Raw genomic sequence first — 18822 nt, forward strand, 5'->3', positions numbered from 1 at the left:
TTCGAACTGCGCAACAACGACATCATCTTCATCGCCGAAAACCCCGTCACACGATGGGGCAGAACAATCAGCCAAATCACTCCATCGCTCATAACAACACCCATAAACGCTGCCGTAAACTAAACAACAACCCATAACGAACAGAGCAGCGGGGCCCATCCATTCCGACGAGCGGTGTGAAACAGTAATCGAAACCGAACGGACTTGGCGGATCTGAGTTGGCCGAGCGATGCGCAGTTGGCGCATCGCTCGCCCTGTTTTGCAGTTCCAGCTGAGTGGTATGCCGCCATTCCCCTGAGCGCCGAGCCAGGCTCGGGCTATCAGCGCGCGAAACCGTTGTAAGGTTTGTAAACTTTCGGGCTGATTGCCGAATGGCGATCTTGGATTTCCCGGGGAATGTCGCCCAAATAGACCATGCGCGTCGACGGGGCGGCATCCAGCCAACGCTCTGCAAAGTTGTCCCAGTTGGTAATGTGCGTGTGCGCTGACTCAATATTTGCGAAACGCTCGTACACAAGTACTGAACCGTCATCTGCTATATAGTACTGGTAGTTCAGTGTACCGCCTTCGGCCCGCGTGGCGGCGACGATTTCTTCAACGACCCCCTTGAAGTCGTTCTGCCGACCTTCTTTGACTTGAGCTTCAACGATCCAACCAAGGTTTTCAAACACCGCTTTTTCCTTCTTTAGGTGATGGTTTCGATGGCCTGATGACGATCACGCCAGGTCGTCTTTGCCTTCGATCACGAAGTGGTAGCTTTCTGAACCAGCGGTTCGAGCTTCCAGATGTGGTGTGTATTCAGGGTCATTCATGAAGTTCATGGCTGCTTCTTTCGACGGCCATTCCAGGATGATGCGCAGCGCGGCGGGGTGATCGGTGCCTTCGACCTGCTCGTGTGACGCGGTGCGTGCCAGGTATTTTCCGCCGTGCTTTGCCACCAGTTGGTTGGCTGTCGGCAAATAGTCCGGAATCCAATCTTCGCTGGAAGGTGTGACGGCGAGAACGGAGTAAAAAGCCATGAAGAATTCTCCTGTCGTTGGCATTTGTGTGCGGCATATATCATCTGTTGCAATTACAGAATAAACGGGTCCAAATATGGAATTAGAATTCCGAAATTGGATATAATATGGAAACCGATACACTTCGTCTGTTCGTTCTCGCTGCCGATAAGCTGAACATCAGCGCGGCAGGGCGCGAGCTTGGCCTGGCCCCCTCTGTCGCCAGCGCCTGGATGAACAAGTTGGAGAAGCGCATTGGTGCAGATCTGCTCCACCGTTCGACGCGGAAAGTTGCTCTCTCAACGGAGGGGTTGGAATTTCTGCCGTACGCAAGAGACATCGTAGCGCGTGAAGATGCAGCCCGCGCCGCGCTTGGACAAGGGCGTGCGCAGGTCTCCGGAACGCTGCGATTTACTGCACCAAGCACATTTGCGCAGTTATACATCGCGCCGATACTGCCAGACTTCATAGAAGTTCACCCTGAACTCAGCTTGGACCTGCGGCTTTCAGACAAGCAATTTGACCTTATCGACGGAAGCTTTGATTTGGCCCTGCGAAATGCAGCACTTGAGGATTCAACGCTTCGTGGTCGAAAACTCGCGGATGACACGCGCGTTCTCTGTGCATCCCCGGAATATCTAAAGAACCACGGGCATCCCAAATCGCCGGAAGAGCTTGGCCAGCACAGGTTGGTGGCTTTTGGAAACGATGCAACACTTCGGATGGTCAAAACCGATGGCACCTTCGCAGAGTTCAATCCAAATGCGGGGCGCTGCAATTTGGTAATCGATGATGGTCATAGCCACAAAATAGCAACTCTTGCCGGAGCCGGGATCTCGCCAAATTCGCTGTGGAGCATCCACAAGGAGTTATCTTCCGGAGACCTTGTTCGCGTGCTGCCAGAATATGAGTGCGTGGCGGACACCGCGCTTTGGCTGATCTATCCACAAGCCAACGTGCTTTCCGCTAAGGTGCGAATATTCATGGACTTTTTGCTCGAACGGATCGGGCGGAGTCCCGCATGGATCGAAAAAGTGTCTCAGTAGGAAAGCGCCAAATTCATCTGATCGAAGCTGTTGTTAAGGGGGGGGGCGCAGGAACACCTGACGTTGCGTTGAACGCCAACACTGCTGTGAGCGCATCACAACACGTGCAGTTGGCATGCTAGGCTTGCGCCCAGCGGAATAGGAGAGTTCTTCCGATGTTATTTATTACAAACAGATTCCCGACCCAAAGTATCCGCACCCGCAAGGGGCGCCGTTTTACCTTTGACCTTGATAACAATGCGCCGTCAAACTCGGTCTTTTACTGCGAAAAGGGCGAGGCAGAACATCACACCGAAATCACCAGCAAGGAGTTGCTGCGGCGCGTGCGTGACAGTCAGTGCCGTCAGGTCCTTCTTTATCTTCACGGTTTCAACAACCTGCCAGACGACGTGTTCGAAACGACGGCCGAACTTCAGCGCCTGTGCGATCAGACCAAGCCAGACGAAGTTCTGGTTTTGCCGCTAATCTGGCCCAGCGACAACAAGCAGGGGATCGTGCAGAAATACTGGGACGATCAAAAATCCGCAGATCAGAGCGGGTTTTCATTTGCCCGTGTGTTGGAACGGTTTCTGGAATGGCGCAATAGCGAGGATAACGAGCCCGAAACGGCGCCCTGCCTGAAGCGGATCAATCTGCTGGCACATTCAATGGGCAACAGGGTGCTGCGACAGACGCTGATCGAATGGGACAGATATGACCTGGCCTCAGGTGTACCGCTGTTGTTTCGCAACACCTTCATGGTCGCGGCCGATGTGGTCAATGAAAGCGTGCATGAACAGGAGCCCGGCGTTCTGATCAGCCACGCTTCGCGCAATGTGGTCGTGTACTTTGCATCCGACGATCTGGCCCTGCGGGCCAGCAAGGCCGCAAACCTCAAAAACAAGATCGCTTCGCGCCGTCTGGGCCACACCGGGCCGGAAAACATCGACCGAACACCACACAATGTGTTCCAGGTGGATTGTGACGACGTGAACACCCTGTATGACACGCCAACCGGACACAAATATTTCGGTCCAAAGTCACCCGGAGGTGAAGCCGGGCTGGTGTTCCGACACATCTTTCAGTGTGTGCAATCCGGGCGGGTGTTTCCGGATGATCCGCATCAACGTTCGGTCATTTTGGGCTGACGGCGGGATTACCCAAAAGCTTGTCCGCATGGGCTTACGGTCTGTCAAATTTGATCGGATTTTCGGTTAGTTCACAATCTGGTGTTGCAACTGCCAAAATGATCTGGATGATCAGCACCACCAAGACCGTTGAAACGGTCTGCCGTTCTACGAAACGGTGCTAACTAAAAACGGGGAGATTATAATGATCCTTAGAAACCTGATGATTGCTGCCAGTGCGACTGCATTGATGGCGGCAGGCGCATCGGCTGAAACGCTGCGTTGGGCACGTGCCGGGGACTCGCTGACGCTTGATCCGCACGCACAGAACGAAGGCCCGACCTCGGCGTTGGCCCACCAGATCATGGAAACGCTTGTCATGCGCGACCATTCCGGTGCTCTGGTGCCGTCGCTGGCCACCGAATGGGCACCTTCCGAAGAAAACCCGAATATCTGGGTGTTCAAGTTGCGCGAAGGCGTTACCTTCCATGACGGTGCCGAATTCGACAGCGAAGACGTCGTGTTCTCGCTGAACCGCGCGATGACACCGGATTCCGATTACAAGGAACTGCTGGCTTCGGTGAAAGAGGTGCGTGCGACGGACAAATACACCGTCGAGATCGAAACCGATGGTCCCAACCCGATCATGCCGAACAACCTGACCAACATGTTCATGATGGACAAGGGCTGGGCCGAGGCAAACAACGCCGTCAAGGTGCAGGACTATGAAGGCGGCGAAGACACTTTCGCGGCCAAGAACGCCAACGGCACCGGCCCCTACAAGCTGGTCAGCCGCGAGCCGGATGTGAAAACGGTTCTGGCAGCAAACGAGAACTATTGGGGCGCTGGCGAGTTCCCGATGCAAGTGACCGAGATCGTCTACACGCCGATCCAGAACGCAGCGACCCGCGTCGCGGCCCTGCTGTCGGGTGAGGTGGACTTTATCCAGGACGTTCCGGTGCAAGACCTTGAGCGCGTTGCCGGTACCGATGGTCTGGATGTGCGAACTGCACCGCAGAACCGCGTCATCTTCTTCGGCATGAACATGGGTGATGCGGATCTGACCTCGGACAACGTCGACGGCAAGAACCCTCTGTCCGACGTCCGTGTGCGTCAGGCGATGTCGATGGCGATCAACCGCGATGCGATCAAGCAGGTCGTTATGCGTGGCCAGTCCGAGCCTGCAGGCATGATCGCTCCGCCGTTTGTGAATGGCTGGGACGAAGCGATGGACAGCTCGTCCTCCACAGACATCGAAAAGGCAAAGGCATTGATGGCCGAAGCGGGTTATCCCGATGGCTTCTCGCTGACGCTGAACTGCCCGAACGACCGCTACATCAACGATGAAGCGATCTGTCAGGCGGCGGTCGGCATGCTGGCGCAAATCGGTGTGACGGTGAACCTTGATGCCAAACCCAAGGCGCAGCACTTCCCGCTGATCAACAACCTGGAAACCGACTTCTACATGCTGGGTTGGGGTGTTCCGACATATGACTCGGAATACATCTTCAACTTCCTGGCGCACACCAAGGGTGAGAAGTACGGCTCGTGGAACGGCACGCGTTACAGCAACCCGGACCTGGACGCGAAAATCCAGGGGCTGGCCTCCGAAACCAACCTGCCCGAGCGTGACAAGCAGATCGCGGAAATCTGGCAGGTTGTTCAGGATGAGCAGCTTTACATCCCGATCCACCACCAGGTTCTGAACTGGGGTATGAAGTCGAATGTCGGCACCGTGGTCGAGCCGGAAGATTCGCCGAAGATCAAATACTTCACTATGAACTAAAGCAATCACGATTGTGATTTGGCAGGGCGCGGTTTTCGCGCCCTGCTTTGTTTTGGGTGGCTATTCCTCAATCCGTAAGGCTAAAACCGGCGTTGACGGTTGCTGCCTGAGATTTCCTTGCGCCTGTGCCAAAAACCTAGAACACTCAGGCAATAAACAGGGAGATTTCACCATGATCCTCAGGAACAGCGCCATTGGCTTGGCGATGCTGGTTGCCGCCACCGCACACGCCGCAGAATTCAAATGGGCCTCGACCACCGACCCGCAAACTATGGACCCGCACGCGGTCAACTCGGCTCCGGTTTTGGGGTTCCTCAACAATGTCTACGAAGGTCTGGTTCGCCGCGACAAGGACATGAGCGTCCAACCTGCTTTGGCAGTCAGCTGGGAGCCGATTGGTGAGGGCGAAGGATGGCGGTTCAAGCTGCGCGAAGGCGTGACCTTTCACGATGGCGGCACCTTTGATGCGCAGGATGTCCTGTTCAGTTATCAGCGCGCCTCGGGTGAGGCCGCAGATACCCGTAGCTGGTTTGCGCCGGTCAGCGAAGTCATCGTGGTCGACGATTATACCGTCGATATCATGACGACCGCACCGAACCCACTGTTCCCGTCGTCTATTGCCAACTGGATGATCATGGATCAGGGCTGGACCGAGGCGAATGACGCTGTTGTGCCGGACAAAGAGGCAGGCAATTACGCGACGATAAACGCCAACGGTACCGGCGCGTTCAAAGTTACGGCGCGTGAGCCGGGTTTGAAAACCGTGCTGGAACCGCATGAAGGCTGGTGGGGTGATGTCGAGCACAACATAACCCGCGCCGAATTTAACCCGATTCAGAACCCGGCAACGGCTGTCGCGGCGTTGCTGTCTGGTGATGTGGACATGATCAACCCGGTGCCGATTCAGGACGTGGCGCGCCTGCAGGAAAACGGCGATGTCGAGGTCATTCAGGGAATCGAAGCACGCGTGATCATGCTGGGCTTTGACCATCAGGCCGAGACGTTGAAATACACCGACGATGAAGGCAAGCCGAACCCCTTCCGCGACCCGCGCGTCCGCAAGGCGGTGGCGCAGGCCGTGAATGTCGATGCCATTCTGGCCACGATCATGCGCGGCAATGCCGAAGCCGCGTCCCAGCTCGTCAGCCCCGCAATGAGCGGCTATTCCGAGGCCAATGCCGAACGCCCCGCCTTTGATGTCGAGGCTGCCAAGGCTCTGTTGGCTGAGGCCGGATATGCAGACGGGTTTTCGTTCGGGCTGAAGTGTCCCAACGACCGCTATCTGAATGACGAAGCTGTCTGTCAGGCTGTCGTCAGCATGCTGGCCCAGATCGGGATCACGGCGGAGCTGGAAGCGATGCCCGTGCGCAACTACTGGCCCGAGCTGCGCGAGGATAACTATGACATGTACCTGCTGGGTTGGAGCCCGGGTACCTTTGATGCCGAGCACCCCATTCGATTCCTCGTTGCAACTCCGAACGAAGAGAAAAAGCTGGGCAGCTGGAACTTCGGTGGCTTCTCGAATGCGCGCGTGGACGAATTGCTGCCCGCAATCCAGTCCGAATTGGACCAGACCAAGCGTCAGACCATGCTGGATGAGGTTGCGCAGATCATTCAGGACGAGCAGGTCTATGTGCCCATGTACGTGCAGCCTCTGGTTTGGGGCACACGCAGCAACATCGAGCTGACACAGCGCCCCGACAACTTCTTTTTGCTGCGTTGGGTGACGGTGAACTGAAGTCGCCTTAACATAGGATTGGCGCCGACCGGTTCGGCAGCGCCAATCTGCGCCGCACACTGTGTACAACCGACAACACAAGGAAAAAGGATCGCTATGATAGCATCCGTTAGCGATACCTTGACCATCTGGTCAACCCGTGCATAGAGAAGCGGATCAATGGGGAAAGTGAATGTTCGCATATATCGTCCGAAGAATGTTCCAATCCGTGATCGTACTATTGGTCGTGGGTCTGGTCGCATTTTCTATGTTCCGGTTTGTTGGCGATCCGATCGACAACATGCTGGGTCAGGAACGCACGCAAGCTGATATCGACCGGCTGCGCACTGAGCTGGGGTTGGATCAGCCGTTTCCGGTTCAGTACTACAAGTTCCTGAAAGGTGCCGTGCAAGGTAATTTTGGCGTGTCTTACCGTCAGGGACGACCGGTCTCGACCATTATCGCCGAACGCGCGCCGGCCACGCTGGAACTGGCCTTTGTCTCGGGTTTTCTGGCCATCACCATGGGCATCGCGCTGGGCGTGTTCACGGCTATCCGACGACAGGGGATCGCTGCGAATGTCATCATGACCGTATCCCTGATCGGGGTATCCCTGCCCACCTTCCTGATCGGGATATTACTAATCTACATATTCTCGGTTGAGTTAGACCTCTTACCCAGCTTCGGGAGGGGCGAAACCGTTATGATTGGCGGCTGGTCCACCGGCTTTCTGACGGCCTCGGGCCTCAAGGCCCTGATCCTGCCCGCGATTACGCTGGGCCTTTATCAAATGACGCTGATCATGCGGCTGGTCCGGTCGGAAATGCTTGAAGTCCTGCGCGCCGATTATGTTCGGTTCGCCCGCGCCCGCGGGTTATCGGATCGGGTAATCAACTTCCGACACGCGCTGAAGAACACTCTGGTTCCCGTGATCACCATCACCGGATTGCAACTGGGTTCGATCATCGCCTTTGCCATTATCACCGAGACGGTGTTCCAGTGGCCGGGCGTCGGACTGCTGTTCATCAACGCGATCCAGTTCGTCGATATCCCCGTCATGGCCGCTTATCTGATGCTGATTTCGGTCATGTTCGTCACGATCAACCTGATCGTGGATCTTCTCTACTATGCCATTGACCCGCGCCTGCGTGTCGACGCGAGGGCCACATGACCGATACTATCGAAACCCCCAAAGCCCCCGCCAAGTCGCGCTTTGCCAAATTCTGGGACAGCGACTTTGCCTGGTCCTTCCGGCATTCGCCGGTTGCCATGATCGCCTCACTGGTGGTGCTGATCCTTGTTCTGGCGGCGATTTTCGCCCCCGTTCTGGCGCCGTACAACCCGTTCGACCCCGGGTCGCTGAACCTGATGAACGGCTTTACCCCTCCGGGAACGCCCAACGCCTTTACGCAAGAGACCTTCCTGCTGGGTACGGACGATCAGGGGCGCGATGTGTTTTCGACCATCCTGTATGGCATGCGCATCTCGTTGTTCGTGGGCGTATCCGCCGTGCTTCTGGCGATGATCATCGGCGTGGTTCTGGGTCTGATCGCCGCCTATTTCGGTGGCTGGATCGAGACGCTGATCATGCGGATTGCGGATGTGCAGCTGACCTTCCCGGCCATTCTGGTGGCGATGCTGATCTTTGGTATCGCCAAGGGTGTGACACCCCCGGAATACCGGAACGAGATGGCGATCTATGTCCTGATCATTGCAATCGCGCTGTCCGATTGGGTGCAGTTCGCCCGGGTCGTGCGTGGTGCTGCGCTGGTGGAAAAGAACAAGGAATACGTTCAGGCCGCGCGCCTGATCGGGCGGGGGTCCTTCCCGATCATGTTCCGTCACATCCTGCCCAACGTTCTCAGCCCGGTTCTGGTGATCGCCACGATCTCGCTGGCACTGGCGATTATTGCCGAGGCGACGCTCAGCTTTCTGGGTGTGGGTGCGCCTCCGACGCAACCATCATTGGGTACTTTAATCCGCATCGGGCAGGGCTTCCTGTTCTCGGGTGAGTGGTGGATCCTGTTCTTCCCGGCCTGCACCCTTCTGGCGCTGGCCCTTTCAGTCAACTTGCTGGGCGACTGGCTGCGCGACGCGCTGAACCCCAAGCTGCGGTGATTTCATGAGCCTTCTGACAATCAACGACCTGACGGTCGAATTTCCGACGCGCCGCCAATTGTTCACGGCTGTGGACCACGTGGACCTGTCCGTTGAACCGGGTGAAATCCACGGTCTTGTAGGTGAATCCGGGGCAGGTAAATCCACCATCGGTGCGGCCATCATGGGTTTGCTGGACCGGCCCGGCCGGATTGCCAGCGGCACCATCAGGCTGAGCGGCGACCAGATCAGTGGTCTGGACGCCGACGCGATGCGCGGCTTGCGCGGCAAGAAGATCTCGATGATCTTTCAAGACCCGCTCACCTCGCTGAACCCGTTATTCACGGTGCGCGAGCAATTGGTTGAGACGATTCAGGCCCATCTGGGCGGAACCGATGCCGAAGCAAACCAACGTGCTCGTGATCTGATCGACCGGGTTGGTATTCCTGATCCGGACACGCGGCTGGATCAGTACCCGCACCAGTTCTCGGGCGGGATGCGGCAGCGCGTTGTGATTGCGCTGGCCTTGTGCACCGAGCCGGATGTGATCATCGCGGACGAACCGACCACGGCGCTGGACGTGTCGGTTCAAGCGCAGATTCTGGACCTGATCAAGGAACTGGCGCAGGAACGTCAGGTCGGCGTTATCCTGATCACCCACGACATGGGCGTGATCGCGGATACCACTGACAAGGTGACGGTCATGTACGCGGGCAAGGTGGTCGAAACCGGCCCGACTTCGCAGGTCATGGGCCAGCCTAGCCACGAGTATACAAAGTCGCTGATCGCCGCAGTTCCGCGCCCGACGCTGAAACTGCACCGCTTTCCGCAGATCAGCTATGGCGGGCGTGAGACCCGGTTCGCGATCGAAGACATGGCGCGCCATTGGCCCAAGGTGGACAATGACGCCAGTAAACCGGTGTTCGAAATCCGCAACCTGACCAAGAAATTCCTGCAACGCAAAGGTCTTCTGCCGTGGGATCGCACCTATTTCACCGCCGTTGACGAAGTGAGCTTCGACATCCGCGCAGGTGAAGTATTTGGTGTTGTAGGCGAGTCCGGCTCGGGCAAGTCGACCGTCGCGCGGATGATCGCAGGGCTGTACCCCGTGGATGGCGGTACGATCTCGTTCCAGGGGCAGGTGGTCAGCGATCTGACAAACAAGGCCGCACTGGATGCGTATCGCAAGAACATCCAGATGATCTTCCAGGACCCGTATTCGTCGCTGAACCCGCGTATGCGGGTGGACGACATCGTGGCCGAGCCGATCCGCCATCACAAACTGATGGACGGGGCTGATATCAAGCGCCGCGTTGACGAATTGCTGGATCAGGTCGGTCTGGGGTACGAGGCAGGTATGAAATACCCGCACGAGTTCTCGGGCGGCCAAAGGCAGCGGATTTCTATTGCCCGCGCACTGGCCACGCAGCCGCGGTTCCTGATCTGTGACGAACCGACCAGTGCGCTGGACGTTTCCATTCAGGCGCAAATCCTGAACATCCTGAAGGACCTGCAGGAGCATCTGGGCCTGACCTTGCTGTTCATCAGTCACGACCTGCCGGTGGTGCGCCAGATGTGCGATCGGGTGGCCGTGATGAAGCAAGGCAAGGTTGTCGAGTTGCAGGAGACCAACGCGCTGTTTGCCAACCCGCAAACCGAATATGCGGCGGAACTGCTGCGGCTGATGCCGAAACTGGACGATCTGTCGACCGACGGATTGGAGGCCGAGGCCTGAGCTTGTAAGCCCAATTGCCCGCCACTTGGGCAATTGGGTGTGCATAAACATTAAAATATTCAAACTTTGCAGACTCATGAGGGTCTGCTGTGCTAGGTCTGTTTCTGGAGTTGGGGACTTCAGAGGGGCGAAATGTCTCAGGACCTTAGGGACTGGCTAAGCGCACTTGGACTATCTGACTACGCGCAAGCCTTTTTGGATAACAAAATTGATTTCGCAATTTTACCCGACCTGACGGGTGAAGATCTGACCGAAATCGGAGTAACTGCCGTCGGCGACCGCCGGAGGTTGCTGCGCGCGATTGCCGAGCTTGAGACGGTTGAAACCGTTCAACCCTATGAACCGGACGCACCGCTGGAGCCTGCCCGGCGGCAGGTGACGGTCATGTTTGCTGACCTGACCGGGTTCACTCGTTTGACCAGCGAGTTGGATGCCGAGGACATGCACGCTCTGCTCAACGCCTTCTTCACCAAGGTGGACCACGTGGTCGAGAAATACGGCGGCCGGATCGACAAGCACATAGGCGATGCCGTCATGGCCGTTTTTGGCGCGCCCATTTCGCATACAAATGATACCGAGAGGGCCGCACGGGCAGCGCTGGAGATCCACGCAGTATTGCCCAGCCTGAGCCCTCCGCTGTCCTGCCATATCGGGATTGCCTCGGGGCAAGTTATCGCCAGCACGACGGGCAGTCAGGCGCATACCGAATATACCGTGACAGGTGATGGCGTGAATCTGGCCTCGCGCATTACCGATATGGCAGTGCCCGGGCAAACCTTGGTTTCCCATGACATTCAGCGTGCGTTAGGGCCGCTTTTTGTCGGCGAGTCCATGGGCGAAAAGGAAATCAAAGGTCTCAGCGACCCGGTCGAGCTATGGCGGCTGGACCGTATGGCGCGAAACATCCGGTCGCGCCGACATCGCTTTGTGGGCCGCGAACGCGAGCTGTCCTTGTTTTCGGCTACCTTCGACCGGTGCCAGCGGCATGGTAAGGGCGAAGTCCACATCGTTTTGGGCGAACCCGGCATCGGCAAGACCCACTTGTCCGAACAAGTTGCCGAGCTGGCCGACAGCCTGTCTTACTCCATCCACAATGGAGTTGTTATGGATTTCGGCGCACGCGAGGGGCACTCGGCCATCCAATCCGTGACGCGCAGTATCCTGGGACTGGAATCGTCGGATGACCCCTCAATGAGCGCGGCTGCAGCAGATGATGCGATCAGCAAGGGTTGGGTATCGCCAGCCAACGCGGCTCACCTTAAAGCGTTGCTGGAACTGGAACAAGATCCCGGCGTGGCTGAGGTCTATGCGGTGATGGACAATGCAACCCGCCTGCGGGGGCGGCGTCAAGCCCTCGACGAGCTGATCGCTGCGCGCAGTGAAGAGACCCCGCTGCTGATCCAGATCGAAGACATCCACTGGGCTGCACCCGAGATCCTGACGTCCTGCGCGCATATCGCGGCGATGACGCGTGATCTGCCTTGTGTTCTGATGATGACCAGCCGGGTGGAAGGCGACCCGATCAACCGCGAATGGCAATCGGCAACGGATGGGGCGCTGATTTCCAAACTGGAACTGGCCCCGATGGGCGATGAACAGGCCCGTAAGCTGGTCGAGGAATTCACCGGAATCGATCCCGAGTTGCTGGATACCTGCGTGAAACGCGCCGGGGGCAATCCGTTGTTTCTGGAGCAGTTGCTGCGCAATATCGACGTGCTGAAACAGGAATCAGTTCCGGGCAGCATTCAGGGCATTGTGCAGTCCCGTTTGGATTCATTGGATCGGGCCAGTCGGACGTCTATTCAGGCCGCGTCCGTGCTTGGGCAGAGGTTCTCGCCCGAGGTGCTGAATTTCCTTTTGGGTGAAGGGCATCTGGACACCTCGACGCTGATCCGGTCGGCCCTGATCCGCGAGGCTGAGGCCGATCTGATGTTTGCCCACGCACTGATCCGCGATGGGTCATATGCAACTCTGGTGAAATCTGAACGTGCGCGACTGCATCGTCAGGCAGCGAAATGGTTCGAAGACCGCGACGCGACCTTACGTGCGCAACATTTGGACCGTGCAGGCGCGACGAACGCGGCCCAAGCCTATCTGGAGGCTGCTGACAAATTGATCCTGGCCTTCCAATTTGACGATGCGAGTCCACTGATCGAACGGGCATTGGAACTGCCCGCGCCCGCTGGCGTGCGTTTCGATCTGCTCTGCGCCCGAGGTGAAACACACAGGTTGCAGGGCCTGTCGGACGATGCGTTGCGCGAATTCAAGGAAGCCGCTGAACTGGCGGATACGGATGAGCAAGTCTGCCGGGTGCAGATCGGTCTGGCGCAGGCCGCGCGGCAGGCCAGCCTGTACCAAGAAGCCCTGGAAAGCCTCGACATCGCCGAGGCTGCCGCCGAACGTTGCGGATCTGACCGAGACATCGCACAGATCAACTATGTGCGCGGCAATGTGTACTTCCCGTTGGGGCAGGTACAGAAAGCGCTTGAGAGCAATGAAAAGGCTCTAACACTGGCGAGAAAGCTGGAATCGGCACGCCTTGAGGTCGGCGCGTTGAGTGGGTTCGGCGATGCCAATTTCATGAATGCCACGATGCAGACGGCGACAGGGTTCTACACGCAAGCAGTCGAGCGGGCACGGGAAAAGGGTTTGGTTCGCGATCTGGCTGCGAATTTGCACAATCTGAGCGTGGCGCGCAGCTACACCGGTGATGTGGCGCAGGGCAAGCTGGATGCGCAGGAGGCCATTGAGGTGTCGCAGAAGTACTTTGCCTTTGTTCCGGAATGCGTGGCGCAGACCTGTCTGGGCGTTGCGCACACCTTTTTGGGAGAGCTGGATCAGGCGCTGGATGCCTTTACCCTTTCCGCTGAGATTGCAAACCGCGTTGGTGCGAAACGGCTCGAGGCGCAAGCGCTGGAGCATCTTGCCCGTACACAGGTTTATGCGGGGCAAATGGAGCAGGCCCGTGAAACCGGAAGGCGAGCCGTCGATATTGCCCTTGAACACGGCCGGAATTTTGTTGGGCCAAAAGCGTTGTCCGCGTTGGCGCTGGCCGAAGAGGACGCGGAGGCACAAGCTCAACATCTCAAGCTTGGCGAGCAGATCATCGCAGAAGGCTGCGTTGGCCACAGCCACTTGCATTTCTATACAGATGCCAGCGCCGTCATGCTGGCGCGGCAGGAATGGGATGAAGCCTCGCGTTATGCAGATGCGCTGGCGGCGTTTACCGCGGATGAGCCCCTTCCGATGGTCAAACTGTCCGTCCAACAGGCTCGAACGCTGGCCGAATGCGGGGCCTGGGGCATTCCTTTGGCGGCGCATGAGGGGTTCGAGGAGTTGAGCGCCCGGTTTCAGGACCTGGGCATCACGCAGTCGCTGGTCGGGCGGCTGGACTGGCAGGCGAGGGGCTGAATGAGCATCGAAAAGAAAGTCTGGTTGATATCGGGTGCCATCACACTGGGTCTGGCCATTCTTTTGATCAAGCTCTGGAGTGACCTGAACCATTTCGAAGAGGACCCGACGCAATTGCCGGATCAGGCGTCGGTCGATGCCTACCTGCAGGACCTTCCGCGTATGCCGGAGCATCAGATCAGAACGGGTATCTTCATAAAATCCTTTAGCTTTACCGGGGCCAGCGACGTCCACATCAGCGGCTATATATGGCAGCATTACGAGGAGGGTGTGCACGATTCAATCAAACCAGCCGAAGGCGAAGTCGGGTTCATCCTGCCGGAAGCCGCAGACGCCGCGAATGGCCTGATCAAAGAGGCTTATCGCATAAATCAGGGTGGATCAGAGCTAATCGGCTGGTACTTTGAACAGACCCTGCGTCAGTCTTTTGATTACACCAGCTACCCGTTCGATCACAAAACCGTCTGGGTTCGGTTCTGGCCGGGTCAGTTTGAGATTGATGTGGCTCTAATACCGGACTTTTCGGCCTATCCGGCCACTGGGCCCGATGACATTTTTGGCATCGACAACCGCATCGTCATGGGCACATGGGACCGTGAAAACACCTATTTCGACTATCGCTTGTCCGATCTGGATACCACGCTGGGCATCGGTCAGAACGAGTACCAGACCAACTTGCCCGAGCTGCACTATAACTTTGTCATCAAGCGGAACTTTGCGAATGCTTTCATCGTCCACATGATTCCATTGATCGTGGTGACTATGCTGCTGTTCGGGGCCGTCATGACCGTCACGCGCCGACCCAATCTGGTGGAACGGCACGATTTCAGCACCTCGACCGTCATCGGAACCTGCTCGGTCCTGTTCTTCGTGATCCTGTTGGCGCACGTACAGCTGCGCGAGGGGTTTGCCGGATCACCGGTGATCTACATGGAGTCGTTCTTTTTCCTGATGTACTTCCTGCTGCTGGCCGTGTCGGTGAATACATATTTCTTTGCCGCCGAGGCCGTGCCGTCCTTGTGGTTCATCCACTACAAGGACAACCTTATCCCCAAGGCCGCGTTCTGGCCTTTTGTCCTTTTGTGCATGGTAATCATCACGGCCTACAACCTCAGCCTCAAGGAAGAACCCGAGGATGAGGTTGTGATACAGCGTCACGACGAGGCAGGCGGCTGAAATCCGGGCTTGGGTGTGCCTTTTGCCATGTCCAGCGTGTATTCCGCGACAATCCCAGAGGTGCCCTGTTCCCATTGATCCAGGTATTTGGTGGGATGCGCGATCACATAGGCATAGGCGGGTTTTTTTACGCCATTGATCATCACATTGATCCGCTTGCGGACATAGACGTTCTCAGGCGATCCGGGACCATGATAGCCTTCCAGCTTGTCCAGCTCTTTCAACCCCGACGAATTCACCCGATACACCTCTCCACGGATCGGTTTGCCGCGCCCTTTCTGGTCGACCAGCGTTGCCATCCGGTGCAGGTAGCCACAGTTCGGATTGTCGCAAAACGGCTCATGCGGGACGATCAGGGGCATGCGCTGCCGGGTCACGGCTTCACCCACAAAGTCGTCCAGAAATTCGACATGGGCCTCATGGTTTGGGAAGCCTTTTTTCAGCGAGCCGTAGGTGAAGTAGAGATAGGTTCGTTCGCGGTCTTCGACCAGACAGGCTTCATCCTCTTCCTCCAGTTCGGTCAATGTGTGCGTGTTGGCCCAGTCTTCCAACATGGTCAGTATCTCTTCCGAAACATCGGCTTCTCTGACGTCCTTGGCGTTTTGGGGGTTCTGCAGGAAGTGGATGCATGCGCTTGCGTCGATCCCATCCGCGCCCAGCAGGGCTTTGACCATGTCGACCGAGTTGTTCATCACCGCCACATGCAGGCTGGTAAAGCCGTGATCATTGGTGGCGTTGACGTTGATACCGCGTTTTATCAGCTCATTTGCGGCCGCCAGATCGGGCTTTCCATGGTTTTTACCGTTCTCATGCACCTCGCCTTCACCGCCAGCCGCGTAGTGCAGCAGAGTGTCGCCGTTCTGGTCATCCACGATGTCGATCCCGGCCATTCCGTTATCAATGGCGTCGAACACGCGGCTCCATTGTGCGAACTCGTCCGACGCGGCGGCCTCTTGCGCCCATTTGCAGATATTGTGTTCCTGGTCGGCCAGTTCCTCGAACGCTTCGTCCAGAACGTCCATGATCTGATCCGGGGTCGCCATCATACCGATCCCCATCATGCCGTTTGACAGCCGCCCCTTGCGCGGACCCACAAGGTCAACGCCAAGGTCCCGCAACTTTTCAACATTCCTCTGGGTGGTGACGTTGTTCCACATGTTTGTGTTGCACGCCGGGCAGAGGATCGCGGGTTTGTTCCGGTACTGCCAGGCGACAAAGACCGAGGTCAGCAGGTTATCGGCGATACCGTTGGCGATCTTGCCCATCGTGTTGCAGGTCACCGGCGCCACGATCACGCAATCGGCCCAGTCACACAGGGCAAGATGCGAGGCACGCAGCGGCATTCCGAACTGGGTATAGCGGAAGTTCCATTCGTCATCGTCGCGGTAATAGTCGTTGTGCGAGATGTAATCCTCGACCTTCTCGGGCTCGTATCCCCTCTCGATCTCGACGCCCTTTTCAATCTCGATATCGCGAAAGAACTTCTCGGCCGAAACGGACGGGATGAGTTTTACGTTATGGCCGGCGGCGGTGATCTTCTTCACCAGTTGGGGCACCTTATCTGCGGCAGAAGACCCGCAGGCGCACAGAAGGACATTGCGCTTTTCGCAGGGCGCATCGGTCAGCCCGCCTTTGGGATAGCCGAAGATGTTCTTGTCCAGGCTGGGGGACTCGTGGCGCAGCAAGACCGGCAGTCCGGCCTCTTTTACGTCCTTTTGAAACTGACCTTTCAGGATCCTGTCGACGATGTCTTGTCTCCTGCCCAGGCACTCGCCCTGGAAAAACAGATAAGGGACGGATTCTTTACCGGTCATCGAGATAAGTTGCCGCCGCATTTTCATGACATTGGCCCCGTGCCCTTCGACATCGATCAACTTGATATCGGTAATGCCAATATTGGCGAGAATACTGCGCAGCATGTAGGACCACGGGTCTTCATCCGCATAGAACAACACGAGGGGATGTTTTTTGGTGATGCGGACCACGTCGCTGGGGTCTTCGGGTGGTTCCTGTTCTTCGATCACCAGCAGCGCCGGATCTTTCAGGTCGCGGAGACCGCGGAAGATATGGCTGCGCGGCGCCTGCCAGACCTGCGAGGTTGCCGGGCTCATGTCCACGACGGTCACCAGTTCAGTTTCGTCGTCATAGGCGATGCAAAGGCACCAGAATTCCTCAAGCAGGGCCGTTTCCCGATACGCATACGCCGGGGGGCGAATGACTTTGGACCCCAGAACCTTGTTGAAGTCGATGTTGATCATCAGGTGGCGGTCGTCATGTTCATTCAGGCTGTGCAACTGATTGCGAAACCAGTCTTCGGGCGCTTGGATACTTTTGTCAGGACGCTCGTCAAAGCTGCGGAAAGCGCTGCCCAGATCGACGTCCGGTTCCTGGATGAGGTACCGCTGGGCCATCGCGTGCATTTCCCTGGCTGTGGAGACGCGACTGAGTGCATCGGTCAGATCGACCTGCGTCGCCATCAGCAACTTGTCTTCGTCGACGTTGTCATCGCCAAGAATGGCAAGGCTTTCGGCAAGAACGCCCATCGAGTTCATATTTGGGCTGGCACGCCGGAACAGATTGCGCCGCTTTTTGGGGTCCTTGGCCAGATAGAGCGTGCTGTCGACATAGTTGCAGTCTTGTTGCAGCGTTTGCAGGTGGGTTTTGACCGCCTCCCGCGCCGAGAACCGCAGGATGCCCCGCGACCGCATCGAGGTTCCGTCGCGATCGGACATCCCGGCCCACAGGCGATCGATGGTGGTGACCCACAGCTTGCCGTATTTCTCAGGGTGGACATCCATCATATGCACCAGACCCGTGCTGGGATTGCACTTTGCGATGATCGCAAAATGGCCGCCTGGCATGTTGTCTTTGCCATGCGCCACGCCAACCTGGAAATTTGCGACGAGGATGTCGTTGTCCCCTCCCAGCCGGTTGGATTCGTCGATTGCCTCAAGCAGCAGATCAACTGAGGTCGTAGTCTCGTCCATGAAATAGGCCTGCACCTGAACGACATCGCGCAGGCCCTGCGAGTGGATGAAGGTGCAGGCGACATCAAAAAGCTCACCCAGCGAAATCCCGTCATTGACTACAAACGAGGTCGGCAAACCGCATTCGCGGAAGATGTCGTTGACCTCGCAACTGAAGCCAAGCGCCGACATGCTGAGCGCCGCCGCAGTCACGCTGCAGCAATTGATCGGTTGTTGAAAGTTTTGCAGGTGGACACTGACCAGATCGCCGAACAGCGTGTCGTAACAAGCTGCTCTGATCTTTTTCGGGATCTCCGACCACCGACTTCTCGACAGGTAAGCCAGTCGGGTTCCGGGCGTTGCAAGCGCTTCGAGGCTGACGGGAATGTCAGAGATTTCCAGATGTTCTTCGTAGAAATAGTCACCGGTATCTGCCGTCGCCAGAACAGATTGGCCCTGCCGCAACTGGACAACCCCGCCGAGAACCACAAACATGCCCTGCGACGGCAGTATCGTTTCTGCGGGGACTTCAAAAAACTCGAAATATGGCCTGATTGTCGAAGGGTCCTCTGAGGGTAGCACTTCGTTTATCAGTTTCAGGTCTTCCTGGGTTGGATCGAATGGAATTGAGCTTTCAATTGGATCTTTAGGCACGCCTTGTCCCCCCTCTGAGCTTCGCCGTGAAAGTCGTCAAAGAACCAACGCTGAAACTTGTTTCTGGTGTCAGGCGCCCACCGGTCAATCAGAATAACTAGACCGGCCCGACGTGAATTCATGCGTTGGG

The 18822-nt window shown here is 57.2% G+C and carries 12 protein-coding genes; 9 read left to right on the forward strand and 3 right to left on the reverse strand.

Annotated features, from left to right (window positions below):
- Nucleotides 1-320: 320 nt before the first annotated feature.
- Nucleotides 321-671: an antibiotic biosynthesis monooxygenase gene (locus MHN28_RS18390; RefSeq protein WP_239344035.1), complete on the reverse strand. Its 351-nt coding sequence runs from the start codon at nucleotides 669-671 to the stop codon at nucleotides 321-323.
- A 45-nt stretch (nucleotides 672-716) separates the two neighbouring features.
- Entirely contained in the window at nucleotides 717-1019 is a 303-nt protein-coding gene (locus MHN28_RS18395) for a DUF1330 domain-containing protein (RefSeq protein WP_239344036.1), read from the reverse strand.
- A 107-nt stretch (nucleotides 1020-1126) separates the two neighbouring features.
- On the opposite strand from MHN28_RS18395, the gene MHN28_RS18400 reads away from it, so the two are divergent.
- From MHN28_RS18400 to MHN28_RS18440, 9 genes are all read left to right on the forward strand, one after another.
- Complete coding sequence (locus MHN28_RS18400) at nucleotides 1127-2044, forward strand: LysR family transcriptional regulator (protein WP_239344037.1); 918 nt, start codon at nucleotides 1127-1129, stop codon at nucleotides 2042-2044.
- A gap of 155 nt (nucleotides 2045-2199) precedes the next feature.
- Nucleotides 2200-3171, forward strand: coding sequence for an alpha/beta hydrolase (locus tag MHN28_RS18405; protein ID WP_239344038.1), 972 nt, complete (start codon nucleotides 2200-2202; stop codon nucleotides 3169-3171).
- 184 nt (nucleotides 3172-3355) lie between these two features.
- Nucleotides 3356-4936, forward strand: a complete 1581-nt coding sequence (locus tag MHN28_RS18410; protein ID WP_239344039.1) for an ABC transporter substrate-binding protein — start codon at nucleotides 3356-3358, stop codon at nucleotides 4934-4936.
- Between the two features lie 172 nt (nucleotides 4937-5108).
- On the forward strand, nucleotides 5109-6674 hold the full coding sequence (locus tag MHN28_RS18415) for an ABC transporter substrate-binding protein (RefSeq protein WP_239344040.1): 1566 nt from the start codon (nucleotides 5109-5111) through the stop codon (nucleotides 6672-6674).
- A 172-nt stretch (nucleotides 6675-6846) separates the two neighbouring features.
- A complete protein-coding gene (locus MHN28_RS18420; RefSeq protein WP_239344041.1) occupies nucleotides 6847-7824 on the forward strand; it encodes an ABC transporter permease in 978 nt (325 codons plus the stop codon).
- Nucleotides 7821-8771 carry an ABC transporter permease gene (locus MHN28_RS18425; protein WP_239344042.1) on the forward strand — a complete coding sequence of 317 codons (951 nt, stop codon included), beginning with the start codon at nucleotides 7821-7823 and terminating at the stop codon, nucleotides 8769-8771. Before MHN28_RS18420 ends, MHN28_RS18425 begins: the two co-directional genes overlap by 4 nt.
- Before the next feature lie 4 nt (nucleotides 8772-8775).
- The gene (locus tag MHN28_RS18430) at nucleotides 8776-10485 is read left to right on the forward strand and encodes an ABC transporter ATP-binding protein (RefSeq protein WP_239344043.1); all 1710 of its coding nucleotides are present in this window, start codon (nucleotides 8776-8778) and stop codon (nucleotides 10483-10485) included.
- Between the two features lie 132 nt (nucleotides 10486-10617).
- On the forward strand, nucleotides 10618-13896 hold the full coding sequence (locus tag MHN28_RS18435) for an adenylate/guanylate cyclase domain-containing protein (RefSeq protein ID WP_239344044.1): 3279 nt from the start codon (nucleotides 10618-10620) through the stop codon (nucleotides 13894-13896).
- Nucleotides 13897-15072 (forward strand): hypothetical protein, encoded by a 1176-nt coding sequence (locus MHN28_RS18440; RefSeq protein WP_239344045.1) that lies wholly within the window; start codon nucleotides 13897-13899, stop codon nucleotides 15070-15072. It begins immediately after the preceding gene.
- Here the strand turns inward: MHN28_RS18440 and MHN28_RS18445 are convergent.
- A complete protein-coding gene (locus tag MHN28_RS18445) occupies nucleotides 15051-18692 on the reverse strand; it encodes a flavoprotein (protein ID WP_239344046.1) in 3642 nt (1213 codons plus the stop codon). The two genes, MHN28_RS18440 and MHN28_RS18445, sit on opposite strands and share 22 nt — an antisense overlap.
- Between the last annotated feature and the right edge of the window lie 130 nt (nucleotides 18693-18822).

The sequence above is a fragment of the Ruegeria sp. Ofav3-42 genome, from assembly GCF_022347725.1.
Taxonomy (GTDB): domain Bacteria; phylum Pseudomonadota; class Alphaproteobacteria; order Rhodobacterales; family Rhodobacteraceae; genus Ruegeria.

Excerpts from the sequence above, each read along its gene's own strand:
- MHN28_RS18395 (WP_239344036.1), bottom strand. The coding sequence starts at position 1,019 with ATGGCTTTTTACTCCGTTCTCGCCGTCACACCTTCCAGCGAAGATTGG.
- MHN28_RS18400 (WP_239344037.1), top strand. The coding sequence starts at position 1,127 with ATGGAAACCGATACACTTCGTCTGTTCGTTCTCGCTGCCGATAAGCTG.
- MHN28_RS18405 (WP_239344038.1), top strand. The coding sequence starts at position 2,200 with ATGTTATTTATTACAAACAGATTCCCGACCCAAAGTATCCGCACCCGC.
- MHN28_RS18410 (WP_239344039.1), top strand. The coding sequence starts at position 3,356 with ATGATCCTTAGAAACCTGATGATTGCTGCCAGTGCGACTGCATTGATG.
- MHN28_RS18415 (WP_239344040.1), top strand. The coding sequence starts at position 5,109 with ATGATCCTCAGGAACAGCGCCATTGGCTTGGCGATGCTGGTTGCCGCC.
- MHN28_RS18420 (WP_239344041.1), top strand. The coding sequence starts at position 6,847 with ATGTTCGCATATATCGTCCGAAGAATGTTCCAATCCGTGATCGTACTA.
- MHN28_RS18425 (WP_239344042.1), top strand. The coding sequence starts at position 7,821 with ATGACCGATACTATCGAAACCCCCAAAGCCCCCGCCAAGTCGCGCTTT.
- MHN28_RS18430 (WP_239344043.1), top strand. The coding sequence starts at position 8,776 with ATGAGCCTTCTGACAATCAACGACCTGACGGTCGAATTTCCGACGCGC.
- MHN28_RS18435 (WP_239344044.1), top strand. The coding sequence starts at position 10,618 with ATGTCTCAGGACCTTAGGGACTGGCTAAGCGCACTTGGACTATCTGAC.
- MHN28_RS18440 (WP_239344045.1), top strand. The coding sequence starts at position 13,897 with ATGAGCATCGAAAAGAAAGTCTGGTTGATATCGGGTGCCATCACACTG.